Raw genomic sequence first — 16,579 nt, forward strand, 5'->3', positions numbered from 1 at the left:
GCTGCGCGGGCGCGGTTACTCCGTGCCCTGGGCTAGGTGCTGGAAGTTGAGCGATTCGGGAGCTCGGTTGTGTTTCCTGGCAGGTTGTCGAACCGCCGGTTGGTGTTGTGCACATCCGCGGCACGTTCGCTCGCGGTGAAGGTGAGCCGGAACGGGATGCCGGGTTCTTCGGCTTCCCCAGTTTTGAGCAGGAAGCAGCCGGTGCCGGGTGGGGTGTCGCGGCGATTCGGGTCCAGATCGTCGTCGCTGGGTGGGCGCGGCGCCGCCCAGGAGGTGACCAGCAGTTTCTCTGTCTCGGTGATGCCCACCGCCGCTCGCAGCCGGTCGATCTCCTCGGGCCCGACCGGACCGATGATCTTCGCACGTGCCCGTTCGAAGAACCCGAGCGCTTTGGCTTGGGAAGCAGGGGAATCGAAAGCCGAGAGGTCTTTGATGGTGTGGCTGCACATGATCAGCCCGGTCCCGATCTGGCGATGCAACCGGGTCAGGGCATCGACGCGGTCGACCATGAACTCCCCCACCCCCAGCACCCGCCAGATCTCGTCCATCACCACCTCGAAGGTGCGGGCGGGCGCCAGTCCGGCATCGGCGAGAGCGTGCGCGGCGGCGACCGCACCGAAACCGTCGGACCAGCACACCATCAGCACCGCCGCCAACAATTTCGTGTCGCCTTCTGGTATTCGGGACACGTCCACGCACACCGCTGGCGAGCCCAGATCCAACTTCACGGTGGTGGGCCGGTTGAATACCGCGCCGAAGGGTCCCTCGACCAGCGCCCGCAGCGAGCGCCGCAACGGTTTCGTCGCCGCCCGATAGGCGACCTCGTCGTCTTCCTCGGCGAATTCCCGCAGCCGCTCCCCTCCGCCGGAAATCACCTCCAGAAGATCCGAGAGCAGCGGCGCCCGCTGATGGGTGAAACCCCCGGTAGGGCTGTAGAGTTCACGCAGGCCGGCGGCGAGGAGGACTTCTTCGTAGTCGGCGACCCGGGAGCCACGTACCAGTTCGATGAGGCCGGCGATGATGGTGACCTGCCCGGCCTCGACCCGGGCGGCCACGCGCCGCCGCTGATCGGGATCGGGCAGCCGGTCGATCACCGCGCCTAGGGCTCCGACGTCGAGGGGGTTGAGGCTGCCGTAGCCGTAGCCGAGGTCGATGACCTGTCCACCCAGGCGCAGCACCAGATCGCGATAGTCGGGTTTGGTGTCGCCCATGCACAGCACCGTCTCCCCCGCTGCCACTGCGCCGGTCGCTATCCGGCGGATCAACGACGACTTGCCGAAGCCGTTGAGCGCCAACACAAACGCAATGGGCGCGGTGATGAACCCGCGCAGGAACCAGCTCATCGGATCGAAATGCACCGGCGCTCCGGAGACGTAATGGGATCCCACCGGCGTCCCAATCACTGGAGCGCTGGCCCCGACCGTGAACGGCCACAGTCCTGCGATCTGGGTTGTTGTGGCGCGCCATTCCGGTGTGGCCGCCACCACCGCGGCTCGGCCCCCACCCAGACCTCGATAACCTCGCTCCGACGGCTCGGCCAGCGGGCGCCCGACACCGGTCTGCTCACCATGTCCGGCCCGGCCTGCAGCGGTGGCACAGCGGTGGTCATCGCTGGAGAGCTGCAACCGCGCCCACCATCCGCGCAGCCCGCCCCGGCCCGCCGCAGTCTCGGCCGCGGCCCGCGCATCAGCGGTGAGCACGCGGATCCCGGCGATGGTCTCGGTGCGTGCACTCCGCGACTGTCTCTTCGGCGTCCCTGAAGAAATGTTCATGCCGAGACCCGCTTCGAGATCGACACGTGCTCAGGCAATATGAGTCCGATCCCCAAGGACGCAGCGAATGCGGCAGCTTGGCAGCCATAACAGCGGCGCACCGACAACCGCGACGCCGCAGCCATCCCCTTCACCGACGCTTCGATTCCCGGTAGATCGCCGTCGAGGTGATCGGTGACCGTAACCAGCAGCCCGAACCGGGTCAGCCCCGCGCCGCGAGCCTGTTCTTCCCGCGCGGCCTGGGTGTTGCCGACCCGGATCCGCGCCGAGGCCGTCGCGATGCCGCGTTCGGTCTGCTCGGCGGCGACCGCGTCCCGGAAGTCGGAATCCACTAACTGGGTGGCCTCGCCCGCCGAATGCAGCCGGTACACGATCGCCACCCGCTTGCGCGGCACATCCGGGCGAGGCCGCAGCAATTCCTCGAGCACGGTCTCCATCACCGCGCCCCGCGGCGCAGCGTCCATCTCCCAGGTGATCGACCGCGCCCCGTCGTGGATGTAGTGATCCCACCGGTCCTCATGGGCCAGCGGACCCACCGAATCCCACGACTGAGTCTGGGTGATGTCGGCGCCGGCAGTTTCGACATCGCGTTGGGATGCCAGGTCGTAGCGGGTACGGACCAATCCCAGGACTTCCCAGGCCTGCAATGGAGTTCCGGCCAGCCCCGCGCGTGCCAGATGTGACAGCACTCCCTGTAGCCGTTGTCCTATCTCGCGGGCCTGCTCAGCCTCGTCACCGCGGATACGGCCGCGCCCGATCCCGCGGTAGGTGATCGCGATCCGTGCTTCGATCCGCACTCCCACACCACCGGTATCGGCCACCGCTTCGCGCATCACCGACCGCGCATACTCCCGCGTATCCGGCCGGACCAGCCGCGCAACTTCCCGCGACTGCTTCAAACGCGTCTCGACCACGTTGTCCAATACCGAGGTCACCGCGACGACCTCGCCGCTACGGCTCTGGGTCGCCAGGAAATCCCCGTAGGCCGCTACCCACGCATCGATCTGTGCCTGATCCACCAGTTCTTTCCCCCGAGGGATAACCCGCACGACCACCGTGTAATGGCTGCTACGGCGGACGGTCACCATCGCGAACCGCCGCCCGCCTGGGGTCTCGTACTCCGCCAATCGCGAATCCGCCAGCAACCCCGGCAACCTCGCCACCCCCGGGATACGAGCGAACCGACCCGACCGATACACCAACTCACCCCGAGACCGAGCAACAGCGAACTGCACCCACAGCGCAGCGATCTCCCAGCCGGTACGACCATTACGGACCACAGCCATCGGCACGAACACCACGACCGAAACCACCAGCACCACCCCGGCGATCGACGACGAGCGGGTAATCGTGAACGTCGCCATCACCGCAATGACCAGTGCCAGCCCGAGCAACGACACTCCCCAGGTCAACCCGAAGAACCCGGCCGAGCGGGGGCGCTCCCAGCGCCCGTACATCCGCGCCGTCACCGCCGCACCTCCCCCGAACCGAGGGTGTCCGGGTCCAATGGCACTGCCGACTCCACGTGGCGATCCAGCGCCGTGGCGCCCTGCTTGGCCAGGTCAGCACCAGCCTTGGCGGCTATCACCGCGCCGCCCGCCCCTCCTCCACCACCGCCACTTCCAGAAGCGGCCGCGCCACCGCCCGGCGGCGAAACGGGCGCCTGCTTCGAAACGCTACCGGGCCGCCCGGAGCCTGCGGAAGGCTCGGTCCCACCGCTGCCCCGGCTCGTCGGTGGTCCAGAGGGTGACGGGGACCCGCCTCCACCCCCGGGCATCGGCCGCCCTCCACCGCCTGATGGTCCTGACGGTCCCGCAGAGGGATTTGCGCCTTGGGGCCCTGCTGCCGCGTGCTCGCCCTCGCTTACTTTGCGCGCGCCGGATCGGTTACCCACTGCCGACATCGCGACCCCCGCAGCGCCGCCGGCAAGCACCGATGAGGCGCCGCCACCGCCACCGAGCGCCGCGACCGCGGGCGCCACGAGCCGGATCAGCGCTGGGAGCGCTACTGCCGACAAGACCAGCAGGATCAGTCCGAGCAACCGGAGCTGCGGGTCCTGGTGATCGTGACCGGCTGCGGTGAATGCCAGCGCATAGATCAGTGCTCCCACCGGTTTCCACAGCACGAATGCCAACGACCAGGCCAGTATCCTCTTGAATGCCTGCGAACCCGGGCCGGTGCCCGAGGCCGCGGCAGCCATCGGAAGAACTGCCACCACGACGATCAGCAGTGCTTGTCGAATAACCAGCAGCACCAACTGGATCAACATGCTGATCAGACCCAGGATCCCGATAATCCATAGAGAGGCACGGCCCAGGCCACTACCGCCGTCGAGAACGTCGAATTCGGCCATCTCGACAACCAGGCTGTACACATCACCGCGCGCGGCATCAAAGATCACCCACGAGGAGAATTCGTCTCCGGCTCGGGTCGCAACCGTGATCATCGCTGCAAAAGTCATCGCACCGAGGACTGCGCGGCCCAGCATCAGCAATGTCTCTTGAGCTTCTCCGGCCACACCGCCGCGTTTGGCGAGGGCCAGCCGGGCGCCAGCGAAGAGGACCCCGGCGGTCAGGAAGAGGACTTGTAGACCACCGGTGTATCCCTGGATATCTGACAATGTCGAGCCCAGCCCGCTCTCCCCAGCCAACTCGGGCGAGGGCAACTCGACCCACCAGGTCATGACGAGCCTCAGAAGGTTCGCGAAGTCCTCGATGAACCACTCGGCGAGCTCGTCCAGTGCCGAGTCGGCCGCGCGTGAGGCGCCCTCCACGATGGCCTTGCACGCGATACCCGGCGGCAGCGGCAGATCACACAGTTCTCCCGGCCCCGGCAGCTGGGCATGCCAAGGCCCGTGCTTTCGGCCCAGAATCGTGTCGCTCATGGCTGACCTCGCCAGTTCCCGAACTCCGCTATCGAGGACACGTGCTCGCCCGGGCTCCAGAATGTTTCGATATCAGTAGGGATCCGCACTCTCCAATCCCCGTCTACCCAGGCCATGGGCCAGCTCGCGATGGCATAGCCCTCGTCAGTGCGGGTAGCTATCTGGACCACGGCGAAATCACTTCGGTAGCCGTCCTTGATCCGGACGCCATCGGGCACAGTGACATAGCGGCCCGGATCCGGAGTGTTCGCGCGAGACCGGGCGAAGCGGTCGATAAGAACGGTCGTGTCACCGTAATAGCGTTGCTGCACAACATGCTGCCACTCACCTTCGGGAGCGGCGAGCGCCCGGCCCAGCGCATCCATCGCCGACAGCGCCGCGCCGCGAGGAGTGCGCGCGAACCCCGAGGCGATGCCTCCCTCGATCCGGGCTGGCCCGTCACCAGACGAAACCGGCAGTGCTGCCCCTCCCCAACCCCTCTGCCATTGCAGACCAGAAGGCGCAGCTGTGAGGTAATCGGGATGGTTCGGGTCGAGATCCGAGGCCGGCAGCCCGGCAAGCACATCACCGGAGGGCGAAGTGGGAACCTCGAGCCGGTTTCCGAAGAGGTCGGTAGTCGGCGGCTGGGCGCGCGACGAGGAGGGAATATCTGGATAGTGCTTTTCGGTGCTTCCGGCCGCGCGTCCTTCGGTAGGCGGATCCTGGTCGCCGTCGTCGCGGATCACGGTGGTCACGAATATTGCGACGACTACTGCGGCCAGGAGGACGAGTAGCGCGGTCAGCAGTTGCTGGGATTTCATCGGATGCTCCTATCGCGGTGCGAGCGCGATCATGTCCGGGGGCGGCAGAGTCAGGACCCGGACCGGGTGGGTCGCGGGGTTGTCCGGTAGTTCGAGCCGCCAGTCGTTGGCTTGCCATCGGACACGGCAGGTGTTGCTGTTCACCGAGTTGTCCGCATTAAGGGTGTAGATGTCGATCTCGGCGGTATCGGGGGTGTAGTGGGTTACGCGGTAGCCGAGGACCGCCGGCGGATCATTGGCGACTGGGGTGGTGATCGAGATCTGGGCGCGGGCCGTTGTCCAAGCGTCGCGTCCGACGCCGGGTGCCACGAGGTTCTTGACGACCGCGATCCACTGCGCGTCGGTTGCCACCGATATCCGGACGGTGGCGTGGATCGCCGCGAGCGCGGCCCCGACCGGGGACCGTTCGAACCCGCCGACGACGGCGCCGTCAAGACGAGTCGGGCCCTGCTGTGCGCTGGGCAGGCGGATCCCTTGGAATGTATCCCAGTGCAGAGCAACGGGTTTCGCCGCAAGCACCGTGGAAGTCACCGCGTTCGTGGCGTGCTGTTGCTCGGTTCCGCAGGCGAGGAGGAGAACGGTGGTAGCCGCTCCGAGTGTCGCTATTGCCATCGGCACGATTCGGGCGCGATGACCGAAAATGGGTCTGGCTGTCACAGAGGCTCTCCCGACATCAGGTGGGTAGGACGGCGATAGCGATGGAGCTGGCGGAGCCGACTAGCGCTGCGGCAGCGAACGCGCCGACGAGTCCTTCGAGGCTTTCCTCCCGGTACATGCGGATCGCCAGTAGCCCGGCGACCCAGATCAGACGCGCGATACTCAGCAGCAGCACCAGCCAGGCCAGATATCCGAGCAGCAACGTCAGCGGCGACAGGACCTGAGCAGGCAATGGATCCGCGATCATGATCACGCTCCCTCCCGCAGTTGAACGTCGCGGGCAACGCGTAAGGCGGCCAGAATTGGTTCAGCGGCCCGCGCCGGGTCGGTCAACGGGAACCGGTCCCCTCTAGACGAGATGGCCTCGTGGTCGGCCCACAGCACCTCGACAAACTTCGCTGTCGCCCGCCGCTGCCCCGCATCAGCGGTCCGGTCGGTGACGATCCAGGTCGGAATCGTCCGCAGCAGATGCAGCTCATCCCCGGCCGGAACCGCTACTGCCTCAAGGGCCGGGGCGAACAGCACGAGCGCGGTGAGCATCTTGGCTCGCTGCGACGATCTGCCGACCCAGGTAAGTGCTGCGGAGGCGTTGTGGGTGTGAGCAACCAGCAGCCGGGCGCCGCTGGCGCTGTCGAGGAGCATGTCCAGTTCCGGGAAAAAGGTTCCCGGTATGCCGTCGGCTTGCGTCAGGTGTTGTTGGCGGTAGGTGATTTGCGTGAACTGGCCGTTGAACCGGTGGTGCAGATAGGCGGTGAGCCGAGACCAGACCCCCGGCTCGGCGGCGGTGTCGAGATAGATCAGGGTCGCGGGTGAGTCGTCTGCTCCTCTTCTGGTGACTACCCGATTGTGAAAAGCAGTTGGCGTGTGAGGAGTCATAGTTCATCCGCCTCCGCCGGTGACGACGGCGTTCATGATCGAGCCAGCGCTAGTGGCGATGATGCCGCCGACCAGGGCTCCGAGGATGATCTTGGGTGATTCGATGGCGCCGCCATGGAAGCGTTCCCACCCGAATTTGCCGCCGGCGTAGATGAGGGAGGCGATACCGGCAAGCATCACGATCCAAGACAGGTAGTTGACCAGATTGACGAGCCGGTCCGCGCCGGGTGGGCTGTGCGGGGTGATCGTGATCTCTAGTGCGAGGACCGTAGTGGCCTCAGCGGCTACCCGTAGCATGGTCATTGCGTGTCCTCCGAGCTCTGCGAATCGACCGCGCGTTCGGCCGCGATCCTGGCCAGCAGATCCTCGGCCGCGCGGTGCACCTCGGCCGGAACCGATCGTGTGAGGCTCGCGCGGCCACGGCGTGCCGGGGACCGCTCGCCCGGGAAGAATTGGGCGAGGTCGCTGATTTCGAGGCAGGCGAGTTCGTCGTGCCAGGCGATGTCGTAGATCGGGGTGACCAACTCGGCGACCGTCGCGCGGTAGCGGCGCACCGTCACGGGTGCGCGGCGGCCGGACACAGGAGTGAGGACCAAGCCGATCACGGTGATCCCTTGCGGGACCAGGCCAGCGTGCCATTCGCGGAGCCGGTCCGCTGCGGCAGTGAGCCCGGGCAGGCACAGCCTGGCGGCCAGCAGCACTCGTTGGGTGGTGCGGTCCGAAGATGGCCATTGGTCTCCGGTATCGGCGGCCGGTGCCCACCAGCGGGCCAACGTGGAGGTTCCAGCACCACCGTGTGCGCCCATCACGGCGAAAAGCGGTGGATAACACGCGGTGGTGGGCAGGGGTGCCGTCCGGACGGTGGCGCGACTTTCCGGTGGTGGGGCGGTAACGGTTCGTGGGTCCAGTCGGCGGTCATGGTCACGCCGATCATCGAGCTGAATGGGTACGGTGGTCATCGTCGGCTTCTCTTCTGAATATTGGTGATGATCGGGCCATCGGCGGTATCGCGGAGGTTGATCAGTTGCAGGTAGTCGAGGCGCTGTCCGTCCGGTCGGGTTTCGGCCACGTGCACCTCGGCCACCCCGGCGGCGACAGGGGTGATCGCCACGCAGTGCCGGGTGCCGTTGGGGATGGAAGCGATTCCCGCGGCGAGTGCCTCCCGGCTGATTCCGGCTTCGGGTGCGACGACACGCAGTGCGGCGGCGGCGTCGCGTTGGCGGTAGTAGGCAGCTTCGAACGCCGTGATCGCTCCGGCGATCGTGCCGGGTGCCGCCGTGCCGACAGTGACGGTTTCGCCGGTCAATCCCTCGCACGCGGCCTCATCCGGATTCGCAGGCGATGTCGAGGTCGCCGCGGGGAAGGTCGGTGCGGCGACTGGTGTGTTGCGCTGCCCGGTGACGTAGAGAGTTCCTGCGCCGGTGACGATGGCGGCGGTCGCTAGCGCCGCACCAAGCGCCGCCCACATTCGCCGATGCCCGCGAAGTGCCGATTCGCGCTCCACAGCGGACGCGGTGCGCTGGGTGTCTGCCAGCCAGGCAAGTTCGTCCATATCCTGCCGAGTACCGGCGAAGTTTCTGGGATACGGCGGGGTTGGCTCGGTGGTGTCGAGCCATTGCCAGCCGTGCTCATGGCCTGTGGTGGCGTCGGGCAAGGCTGTAGTCACCTCCTCGGGGCGTGCCTGGGTGGGTGGGCCCTCCGAGCGGACGCTCCCTGGGGAATCGCCAGCCGGCCGACTGGTTTTGGGGGACGTCGGCTGATCCGGCGTCCGCTCGAAGGGGTTCATGGGACTCCGTCGCGCAGCGGTGGCGGTGTGGAGCCGGTCTCACTGACAGCCGGCCCGGTGGCTGTTGGCTCCGGTTGCGGCAGGGGCGGTTCGGGTTGTGAGGTGCTCTCGGGAGCGGTGAGGTCACGGTCTACCGCGGTGAACCAGCCCGCCACCGCGGCAAATGCTGACGGCATACCGGGTGAAGTGGTGTTGGTGCGGTAGGAGCCGTGCCGCCCGATAGTCGAGCTGTAGCTGGCGGAGCCGGCGACCGCGTAAAGGTCTGCTGGGTCGGTGACCAGGCTTGTGACCGCGTCGAAGGCATCGTTGACCCATCCGAGCGCAGTTTGGGGAGTGATCAACTCGACCACTGCAGCGGCGACTTTCGTACCCAGAACCGCAACCGTCGCGGCGGGGTTGGCCAGGCCGATGGCGGCTAGTTCAGCCACGGCCGCGGGTGTGAAGACTGTGCGGGCGACCGTAACGATGGTGCCGAGACCGATGGTGCCGAGTTTGAACAGAGCGGCCAGTGCCTGGTCCGGACCGGGGGGTACAGCGCCTGGTGCGGAGACTTCCGCGAGTCGCTCGCCCAGGCTCTTTGTGGGGTTGTAGGCGAGTTGGTCGAGGCTGTTGCCGGTGAGGTCGTTGTTGATCACCTCCACGCCGGTGGTGAATGCGGTTCCGGCCAGGGCGGCGGCGAGCGTGGAGATCGCGGCGACCGGGTCACGGTGATCGGTGCGGGCGGTGAGGTGAGCGACTGTGGTCGCCAGTGGCCCACCGGGCGTGGTGTCGCAGGTGGCGTCCCCCGGGACGCAGAGATCGGCCACGCGCCCGGTCAATGCTCCGAAGTCCGGTGCCTGTGCCGCCGCGACGATTCCGCCGCCGGTCACCCTGGTATTGCCGAAGGTGACTGCGGTGGTGTGCTGACCGTGGGTTCCTGGGGCCGCTGCGGGTGTTGCGCTGTGGGGGCGTCCCGGGATCGTCGGTGTGCCCACGGCACGGGAAGGGTTGGCCAGCAGAGCGATACCGGCGACGCGATCAGCGGGCACATCTGATCGTCCTGCGCCGACGTTGCTGGCGAAGGCGGCGACGGCGGAGGCGCCTTGGGCGTACCCGGCGGCGGCGATCCGGGTCTCCGGGCAGCGCTGGACAAGGTCCGCAGTGTAAGTCTCCACCTGCTGCGCCGTATCCGTGACCGCAGCGTCATACCCCGCAGCGTCCTCGGGGTTGGTCTCCGGAAACGGGACGTAGGTCCGCGCCACCGAGTCGCCGGCCGCAGCCTTGAGCGGCCCGAATACCTGGCCGAGCGCCCCCGTATCACTATTTGCTGCTGCGCCGGGACTGGATTCTTCGGCCCCCTGGACCCCGATCACGAACAACTGCGGGCAGGCGCCACCGTCCGGTGTTGCTGGGACGGTGCTCGGGACCGCTGCTGCTACACCGACGGCGGTAGCCATCACCGAGATCACGGTAACCGCCACGAACATGCTTGTACGCGACGACGCGACTCGGAACCAGATCCGATCGTGTCCGCACATGGGGTCTTTCACCTTTCGACGGTTCAGCGGTAGAAACCGGGGTTCAGGCAGCCGATCCGCTGTCCAGAGGAAGCGGCGGTGGCTCCAGGGTGGGTCGGGCAAGGAATTCCGCCGCTCGGTCCAGCGCGTCTCCGGTAGCTGCGTCGGCGGTGGCGGAGTGGTGGGCGGGATAGTCCTGCCAGCTGACCTCGATACCGCGGCTACGGTAGTGCTCGGCGACGGCGCGACCCATCGCGGTGGGGATGACGGGGTCGTCGGTGCCGTGGTAGAGATGCACCGGCACCCGCGGGATTTCGCCGCTGGTGCGCTCGTTGGTCATGACGTAGCCCCACAGGGGGTCGTTCCACGGGTCGGGCCGTTCGCACCATTGCCCCACAGGCCCCCGGCCCCGCTCGAGCAGGGACACCAGATCGAGCTCACCGGCCAGCCCGACGACGAGGTGGCCTTCCTCCGTGAGGATGTGGCGAAGCGGGAGATGGGAGTAGGCACGTATCGAACCGGCCATGGCCGCCAATATCAGTCCGGCACAAGGTGTCCCGTCCAGGCCCTGCGCGAGTTGGCGCAGGTCGCTGAACGCTGCCCCTGCCACCACTCCGCGCAGGTCGATATCGGGGGCGTAGCGCGGTTGCAGTTCGGCCGTCCACAAGGCGGCGCGACCGCCGTCGCCGTACCCCCAGACCACACAACCTGCCCCTTCTTCGAGGTTCAGGAGTTCGACGGTGGCCCTGGCCGCATCGAGGCCAGCGTGCGCGGCGGCGCTCCCCGACGGCCAGAGATGTGGTCCGAGACCGTTCATCCCAAGACCGAGACCATCGGCGATGGCGACGATCCAGCCGCGGGCCACCGCGGCCTCAATCCGCGGTGCTTCGGGCTCGCTGCCGAAACCCAACTGCCGTGACGGAGCGCAACCGCCGCCCAGTCCGTGAAATTCTGGGCAGTACAGCAGAATCCGACAACCCGTCTGACTCGAGCCGGGATCAGGAACGAGGACGGTGGCCGAGGCGGGAATCGGTGCACCGAATCCAGTGCGACTGGCGTACACGATCTGCCACGCAGAGCTCACACCGCTGATGTCCGGCACGATGATCGGACGTCGGCGCAGCATCACGCCGGGCCGGGGTTCGAAGCCGAGCTTCTCGGCAGCGAAGAAGTCGTCGTTGATCGGGTGGTCGGTCATGAGTGTGCTCCCGCGATGTCGTGAGCCAGTGCGATCAGCCACGCGGTGCCCGACGCCAGCCGCCCGGTCGCCGCGTAGTCGGTGTGAGCGGCGACCGTGCCCGCATAGCGGGCCCAGACCGCGGGGTTCAGCAGGTCAGCGTTCTCGGCGACCAGCTGGTTCCATGCCCCGCCGAGCTGACCCGCCAGTGCCGGCAGCACCGCCAGTGGATTCGCGGCCACCGCGGCGGTGATCTCGTTCCAGCGCGTCGCCGCGGCGGCATGGTCGCTGGGCGTCGGGCCTAGCAGTCGGGGGTCGGCCGCGTCGATGAGGCGTTGCGCCAGTGACATGCCGGGCAGGTAGTCTGCGCGGCCGGGGCCGACTTGGAAGTCGTGGAGCAGAACCGTTGTCCAGGCATCGCCGAAGGCTGCAGCGAAGAGCGCATGCAACGAATTCACTGCTGCTACTGGGTCGCGTAGGTCGGCCTGGGCGGCGATTTCGGCGCCCCACCGGAGCAACGCAGCCTGTCCTGGCGCCGAGCACGCCAGGTCGCCCTCTACGCAGATATCGGCGACCCGTCCCGTCAGCGCCCCATACTCGGTATCGCGCTCGGCGATCCCGGACCCAGAGACCACACCTGACGCGACCTGCACCCTGGCGACCGCCGCCCCGTCAGTTCCTGGTGCTGGGTCCGGGACCGCTTGCCCGGGCCGGCCTGGGATAACAGGGGCCGCGGGCGCGCGATCGGGGTTCGCGTACAGAGCGATACCGGCGATACGCTCCGCCGACACCGGTCCAGCCCCTGCCCCGATATCGCGGGCGAGCCAGGACATGGCCTGAGCTCCCTGGGAATACCCGACCCCGGCGATCAAGGTGTTCGGGCAGTCCAGGGCGAGCTGGGTCACCGCAGCGACGAGGCTGTGGCGGGCCTCGGCCACCGACACGGTGTACGGGGCGGGGCCGCCGCCGGGGACCACGCCGCCGAACCCTGCGCTGTAGGGGATGTAGCTGCGGGTCGCCAGGCCTGGGACAGCGGCCATCACCGGGGATAGCAGCGCACCGATCACACCAGTGTCTGCGGTGGGATCGGCGGTCGGTGAAGACTGTCCGGTGCCCTGTACTCCGAAGACGTGCAGCCCCGGGCAGCCGAGGCTCGGGGGTGTGGCTGCGGCGGGGCGGGCCAGGGTGAGCGAGGCTGCCAGAGACAGACCGGCACCGAGCGCGGCGCCGGCAGCGCGGCGGCGGGCCTTCGCGGCGGCGTTCACTGTCCCACTCCCACTCCGGCACCGAATCCGGCGCCGATTGTCCCGCCGGCGACCGCACCCGCGACTGCGAGCGGAAGGCCCGCGATCGCTGATCCTGCTGCGGCACCGGCTGCGGCACCGATCGCAGTTCCCGCGACGCCGGAGGTGACGGTCCCGACCACCGGCACCGCTACTACCGTGCCCAGGGCTGCCCCGGCGATGCCGCCGATCGTGCCGCCGATCAATCCCCCGACCACGGCACCCGCGGCGGCCGCGGGCACACCTGCAACAGCGGCTCCAGCCGCGCCACCGATCCCGGCGCCGGCGAGGGTGGCGCCGCTGACCCGGTCCGAGCGGCCCGCGGGTATGCCAACCGAATCCAGCGCGGTCGCCACGTGAGCCTCAGCTGTCGCCGCCGCTCCGTTGATGATGTCGCGGACTTCCGGCGGTATCCAGGGCGGGTTCGGGGTTTGCCACTGCCCGACCCGGATCGTGTCCGGCGGCGGCGCCACCGGTGCCACCGGCGGCACGGGAGCGGGCAAATGAAGCTGCTCGATCCGGACCGGCTCCACCGGTTCCTCCACCGAGGGCGCCGGTCGTGTCGCCGCGTCGTTTCGCACCTCCGGAGGCTGCGCGTAATACACCGGCGCTTCGGGCGCTGGGGCGGGTGCCGGAGGATCTGGCGGTGGGAGCGGTGTACTCGTGCCGGGCTGCGCCGGGTTGGTCACACCTGGTTGATCGGCGATCGGCGAAGCTGCCGCGGCAGTGCCGACTCCGGTGACACAAATAAGAGCCACCGCTGTCCCAGCCAGTAATAGCTGTTTACCTAGTGGTTCTTTTCCGGCGTTATCGCGTTTGCCCAGGCAACGATGGGTGGCATGTGAATCTTTGCAGTATCTCGCGACTCCGGAAAACTCTTCGCTTACCTCTACAGGCATGCAGAAACTACCCTTCACACTGGGTTTACAAGAATAAGGATCGGAGAGAATTAGGCGATCCGACTCCACCCTTCCCTGAAGGTAATAACTCCAGGAAAGGGGTAGAGGATCGGCCTTTGGTCAGACGAAGGATAGAATGATGCCGGCAAGCTGCGAAGCCACACTGAGTCCATGTGACAGTACCGACAAGCCGGTGTCCACCCAGCTCAGAATGATGTACGGGTCCATCGAAATCCTTTCTCATGTCGAACTGACAAACCCATCCAAACCCTGAAACGCGCCCACATGGAAGCCCTGGAGCACACCTAGATTTCGTTAACGCCACGAGCCCAATAACCCGAAAACCTAGCTAACCAGCGGCTATCCACTCACTTTTGCGCAGCAAGCGTTAACCCATAAGCAGAGCAGTTCTATACGCCAGAAGAATCTGGCAACGAACCCGACACATAGATCGGGTCACGACACTTTCGAACAGACTGCTCGGCAGCTTCGGAACACGGTTGCTCGCCCATACTGGCTGTGGTACTCATTGAAGCGTCTACTCAGGGGTGGGGTTCACAACACCTGGACGTTGCATATCAAAGCCAAGAAAGGGGGGCCTCGATCATGAGTGCCACGAAACGACCCGCAGCCGAGTCTGGACCCGTGCCACGCGCACGAATTCCAGACCTAGCCGGCGCAGTGTGGTCGTTCCGCCGCAATCTCGAGATCTCGCGAGCTACCGCGTACCGCCGCCACAGCATCAGCCCGTCCTACCTCTCACAGATAGAGAAGGGCGAACGTATCCCGAGCCCGGAGATGGTCGAACAACTCGTCACCGGATACGCCCTCAACCGAGCTCAAGCCCAGTACCTGCACGACCTGCGCGCACCATCCCAGTGCCTGGAGCCAACCTCGCACTCACGACGCCGCATCTTCGAGAACAAGCGACTCGTCCAGCATCTCGAAGAACTCGAACGCCGAGGTGTCCTGGCCGCCTTCGTCGACCCTCTCCAGCAGATCCTCGCCACCAACCACATCTTCCGCTCCGGACTCCCTGGCCTTCACGAAGCCGGCTCGATACCGTTATGGATCTTCAGCAACGTCGGCCAGGAGACCGTCATCGATTGGCCACGGGAAGCCCACCGCGCTGTCGCCTCGCTCCGGCCTGCGCTTGCGCGCTACCGCGACACCGAACAAGCCCACACGCTGATCGCTAAGATCACCAAGCACGCGACGTTCAACGACATCTGGCACCGCAGCACGGATGTGAGTTACAGCCGCGAAACCACCGATCCGCTGCACTGGTACAACCCCGATACCAACCAGCCCGCATCCCTGACTCTCGGCACATCGGCAGTCACCGAGAACCACAGCATTCTTCTGATCACCGCCGTCCCCCGGGCCTACTGCGGCCCGACTGACTATCTCTCTCGCCTGCCTCACCCGCCCGCCGCAGCGTCCTAGACACCACAGGACAATGCGACACGGCGGGCGAGCTCGGGCGAACAGGCCACCTACGGCCGAATCTCGGACCCGCCGAGCACGTGATGGCCGGTCCCAAGCGCGCCTCCGCACCGGACAAAGCCCTGAGCCGACGACCAGGTGTTGTCAGGGTCACATCACGGACGCGCGGATAGGGCGCCGAATGGTCTACCCTCCACATGCACTGGAGCATTCACGCGGACATGTAGCGCACGACTGCTACCTCCGTAAACTCACAGGCGGGTAACGTCAACTGGCACGGCGCGAAAGCGAATGCCCACGCACCCGATTCCGCTCTCGCGACTATCCAGCACAATTCCCACCAGCATGCCTCTGCCGGTGGCTTTTTCGTTCCACCACTGCACTCCGAGCTCCGATGCTTCGGCAGAATCTCGCAACCGATCTCGCGCAAAAATACGGAAGCTTCTCGCTCACATGCGCTGGTCAAACGGGGCAAGGAGGTGGTCGCACGGCGTAACCGGCGGACCGGGTGTCACTGGGCTTTGATCCGCTCCCGCAGAGGCGAAATCGCAGGTCACGAAAGAGAGCGAAATAGGTGTCTGGATAGACACCTGAACACCCGCGGTCGTCACTCGATGCGTATGACTGACGATCCTGTTAAGAAAAGGTGAGCGCTGTCGGTGGGATGCCGTGTCGGAGGATGTGGGTGGCATAGCCGGCAATCGGGTTGGTCGGGTCTGCGGTGAACAAGGCGTCGGTGCCCCGAAGCATTCTCTGCTGGCGGCGAAAATCGTCGGTCACCGGGACGCCGAAGTATCCCTCTGCTTGACCGTCTTCCAGTGCCGGGTCGGCGACGTGGCCGTCCTCCGTGAGGCACCAGGCGTGGTCGATAACGCTCATGAACGCCGGTGCCGCGGGAAGAAAAGCAATGCGCCGGTCCTCCGGGACCGGCGAGGATCGCAACCATCGTGGTGAGCTGCGCGGCGTTGTGGACCACGCGGGTGGCGCCGGTCCTCCGGGACCAGCGAGGATCGCAACTCGGTCATCACCCTCGACGAGACGCTTTCTCGGCGGCGTGGCGCCGGCCCTCCGGGACCGGCCAGGATCGCACCTTCGTACACGATGACCCCAAGACCCACGAATGGCGCTGGCCCCTCGTGGAGCGCCGGGACGGCAGCCAGTTTAAAACGGGTCCGGTTCGCTGATGACCCGCACCCCACGGGGTGGCCTCCGCAGCGGCAGCTACCGTAGCCGGTCAGCCAGCAGCAGCCTCATCATCGCCGCCAATCAGCGGCAGGAATACACCCGGGCCTTCGCTACCCGGCGGGATTGACAACCGCCTCAACATCATCCGCCTCACCGAACATCCCTGAACCCTTCATACCGGTACTTCTGTCGGTGCCTTCGGGCATGGTAGAGACTGCCGAGTCGGACGCGTCCAGCTAACTCTTAGGGAGATACGGTGCAATGCAATAAATTTCATACCTGTTGCCTTGACCTGAGCGTCATACTAGCTGACCGTGG

General features: G+C 66.6%; 16 protein-coding genes. 1 reads left to right on the forward strand and 15 read right to left on the reverse strand.

Translation table 11 applies throughout. The annotated features are described in order from the left end of the window. Positions 1 to 32 precede the first annotated feature (32 nt). The 14 genes from NF4_RS25445 to NF4_RS25510 all read right to left on the reverse strand — a co-directional run bounded on the left by NF4_RS25445 (position 33) and on the right by NF4_RS25510 (position 13,312). A complete protein-coding gene (locus tag NF4_RS25445; RefSeq protein ID WP_063129904.1) occupies positions 33 to 1,772 on the reverse strand; it encodes a putative type IV secretion/conjugal transfer ATPase in 1,740 nt (579 codons plus the stop codon). Continuing rightward, positions 1,769 to 3,241: an SCO6880 family protein gene (locus NF4_RS25450; protein WP_157120585.1), complete on the reverse strand. Its 1,473-nt coding sequence runs from the start codon at positions 3,239 to 3,241 to the stop codon at positions 1,769 to 1,771. Before NF4_RS25450 ends, NF4_RS25445 begins: the two co-directional genes overlap by 4 nt. Then, a complete protein-coding gene (locus NF4_RS25455) occupies positions 3,238 to 4,656 on the reverse strand; it encodes a TrbL/VirB6 family protein (protein ID WP_063129906.1) in 1,419 nt (472 codons plus the stop codon). Before NF4_RS25455 ends, NF4_RS25450 begins: the two co-directional genes overlap by 4 nt. Further along, the gene (locus NF4_RS25460; protein WP_063129907.1) at positions 4,653 to 5,456 is read right to left on the reverse strand and encodes a DUF8175 domain-containg protein; all 804 of its coding nucleotides are present in this window, start codon (positions 5,454 to 5,456) and stop codon (positions 4,653 to 4,655) included. Before NF4_RS25460 ends, NF4_RS25455 begins: the two co-directional genes overlap by 4 nt. A gap of 9 nt (positions 5,457 to 5,465) precedes the next feature. Next, the gene (locus tag NF4_RS25465) at positions 5,466 to 6,068 is read right to left on the reverse strand and encodes a DUF8175 domain-containg protein (RefSeq protein WP_063129908.1); all 603 of its coding nucleotides are present in this window, start codon (positions 6,066 to 6,068) and stop codon (positions 5,466 to 5,468) included. Positions 6,069 to 6,129: 61 nt separating this feature from the next. After that, entirely contained in the window at positions 6,130 to 6,360 is a 231-nt protein-coding gene (locus tag NF4_RS25470; RefSeq protein WP_157120586.1) for a hypothetical protein, read from the reverse strand. 2 nt (positions 6,361 to 6,362) lie between these two features. Next, complete coding sequence (locus NF4_RS25475; RefSeq protein WP_063129910.1) at positions 6,363 to 6,989, reverse strand: hypothetical protein; 627 nt, start codon at positions 6,987 to 6,989, stop codon at positions 6,363 to 6,365. Positions 6,990 to 6,992: 3 nt separating this feature from the next. Next, positions 6,993 to 7,292 carry a hypothetical protein gene (locus NF4_RS25480; protein WP_063129911.1) on the reverse strand — a complete coding sequence of 100 codons (300 nt, stop codon included), beginning with the start codon at positions 7,290 to 7,292 and terminating at the stop codon, positions 6,993 to 6,995. Beyond that, positions 7,289 to 7,948 (reverse strand): hypothetical protein, encoded by a 660-nt coding sequence (locus NF4_RS38065; protein WP_157120587.1) that lies wholly within the window; start codon positions 7,946 to 7,948, stop codon positions 7,289 to 7,291. The genes NF4_RS25480 and NF4_RS38065 overlap by 4 nt, the downstream gene beginning before the upstream one ends. Continuing rightward, positions 7,945 to 8,655: a DUF8176 domain-containing protein gene (locus tag NF4_RS25490; protein ID WP_157120588.1), complete on the reverse strand. Its 711-nt coding sequence runs from the start codon at positions 8,653 to 8,655 to the stop codon at positions 7,945 to 7,947. Before NF4_RS25490 ends, NF4_RS38065 begins: the two co-directional genes overlap by 4 nt. Positions 8,656 to 8,771: 116 nt before the next feature. Continuing rightward, positions 8,772 to 10,241 (reverse strand): cutinase family protein, encoded by a 1,470-nt coding sequence (locus tag NF4_RS25495; RefSeq protein ID WP_063129914.1) that lies wholly within the window; start codon positions 10,239 to 10,241, stop codon positions 8,772 to 8,774. A gap of 94 nt (positions 10,242 to 10,335) precedes the next feature. Beyond that, complete coding sequence (locus NF4_RS25500) at positions 10,336 to 11,469, reverse strand: lipase family protein (protein WP_063129915.1); 1,134 nt, start codon at positions 11,467 to 11,469, stop codon at positions 10,336 to 10,338. Beyond that, positions 11,466 to 12,713, reverse strand: coding sequence for a cutinase family protein (locus NF4_RS25505; protein ID WP_232330648.1), 1,248 nt, complete (start codon positions 12,711 to 12,713; stop codon positions 11,466 to 11,468). The genes NF4_RS25500 and NF4_RS25505 overlap by 4 nt, the downstream gene beginning before the upstream one ends. Beyond that, positions 12,710 to 13,312 carry a hypothetical protein gene (locus NF4_RS25510; RefSeq protein WP_157120589.1) on the reverse strand — a complete coding sequence of 201 codons (603 nt, stop codon included), beginning with the start codon at positions 13,310 to 13,312 and terminating at the stop codon, positions 12,710 to 12,712. Before NF4_RS25510 ends, NF4_RS25505 begins: the two co-directional genes overlap by 4 nt. 963 nt (positions 13,313 to 14,275) lie before the next feature. On the opposite strand from NF4_RS25510, the gene NF4_RS25515 reads away from it, so the two are divergent. After that, a complete protein-coding gene (locus tag NF4_RS25515) occupies positions 14,276 to 15,076 on the forward strand; it encodes an MmyB family transcriptional regulator (protein WP_198165481.1) in 801 nt (266 codons plus the stop codon). Positions 15,077 to 15,712: 636 nt separating this feature from the next. Here NF4_RS25515 and NF4_RS25520 read toward each other — a convergent pair. Next, on the reverse strand, positions 15,713 to 15,955 hold the full coding sequence (locus tag NF4_RS25520) for a hypothetical protein (RefSeq protein WP_063129918.1): 243 nt from the start codon (positions 15,953 to 15,955) through the stop codon (positions 15,713 to 15,715). Positions 15,956 to 16,579: the final 624 nt, after the last annotated feature.

It is taken from the genome of Nocardia fusca NBRC 14340 (genome assembly GCF_001618425.1).
Taxonomy (GTDB): Bacteria; Actinomycetota; Actinomycetes; order Mycobacteriales; family Mycobacteriaceae; genus Nocardia; species Nocardia fusca.

Excerpts from the sequence above, each read along its gene's own strand:
- NF4_RS25475 (WP_063129910.1), bottom strand. The coding sequence starts at position 6,989 with ATGACTCCTCACACGCCAACTGCTTTTCACAATCGGGTAGTCACCAGA.
- NF4_RS25480 (WP_063129911.1), bottom strand. The coding sequence starts at position 7,292 with ATGACCATGCTACGGGTAGCCGCTGAGGCCACTACGGTCCTCGCACTA.
- NF4_RS25465 (WP_063129908.1), bottom strand. The coding sequence starts at position 6,068 with ATGGCAATAGCGACACTCGGAGCGGCTACCACCGTTCTCCTCCTCGCC.
- NF4_RS25520 (WP_063129918.1), bottom strand. The coding sequence starts at position 15,955 with ATGAGCGTTATCGACCACGCCTGGTGCCTCACGGAGGACGGCCACGTC.
- NF4_RS25495 (WP_063129914.1), bottom strand. The coding sequence starts at position 10,241 with ATGTTCGTGGCGGTTACCGTGATCTCGGTGATGGCTACCGCCGTCGGT.
- NF4_RS25460 (WP_063129907.1), bottom strand. The coding sequence starts at position 5,456 with ATGAAATCCCAGCAACTGCTGACCGCGCTACTCGTCCTCCTGGCCGCA.
- NF4_RS38065 (WP_157120587.1), bottom strand. The coding sequence starts at position 7,948 with ATGACCACCGTACCCATTCAGCTCGATGATCGGCGTGACCATGACCGC.
- NF4_RS25470 (WP_157120586.1), bottom strand. The coding sequence starts at position 6,360 with ATGATCGCGGATCCATTGCCTGCTCAGGTCCTGTCGCCGCTGACGTTG.
- NF4_RS25455 (WP_063129906.1), bottom strand. The coding sequence starts at position 4,656 with ATGAGCGACACGATTCTGGGCCGAAAGCACGGGCCTTGGCATGCCCAG.
- NF4_RS25445 (WP_063129904.1), bottom strand. The coding sequence starts at position 1,772 with ATGAACATTTCTTCAGGGACGCCGAAGAGACAGTCGCGGAGTGCACGC.
- NF4_RS25500 (WP_063129915.1), bottom strand. The coding sequence starts at position 11,469 with ATGACCGACCACCCGATCAACGACGACTTCTTCGCTGCCGAGAAGCTC.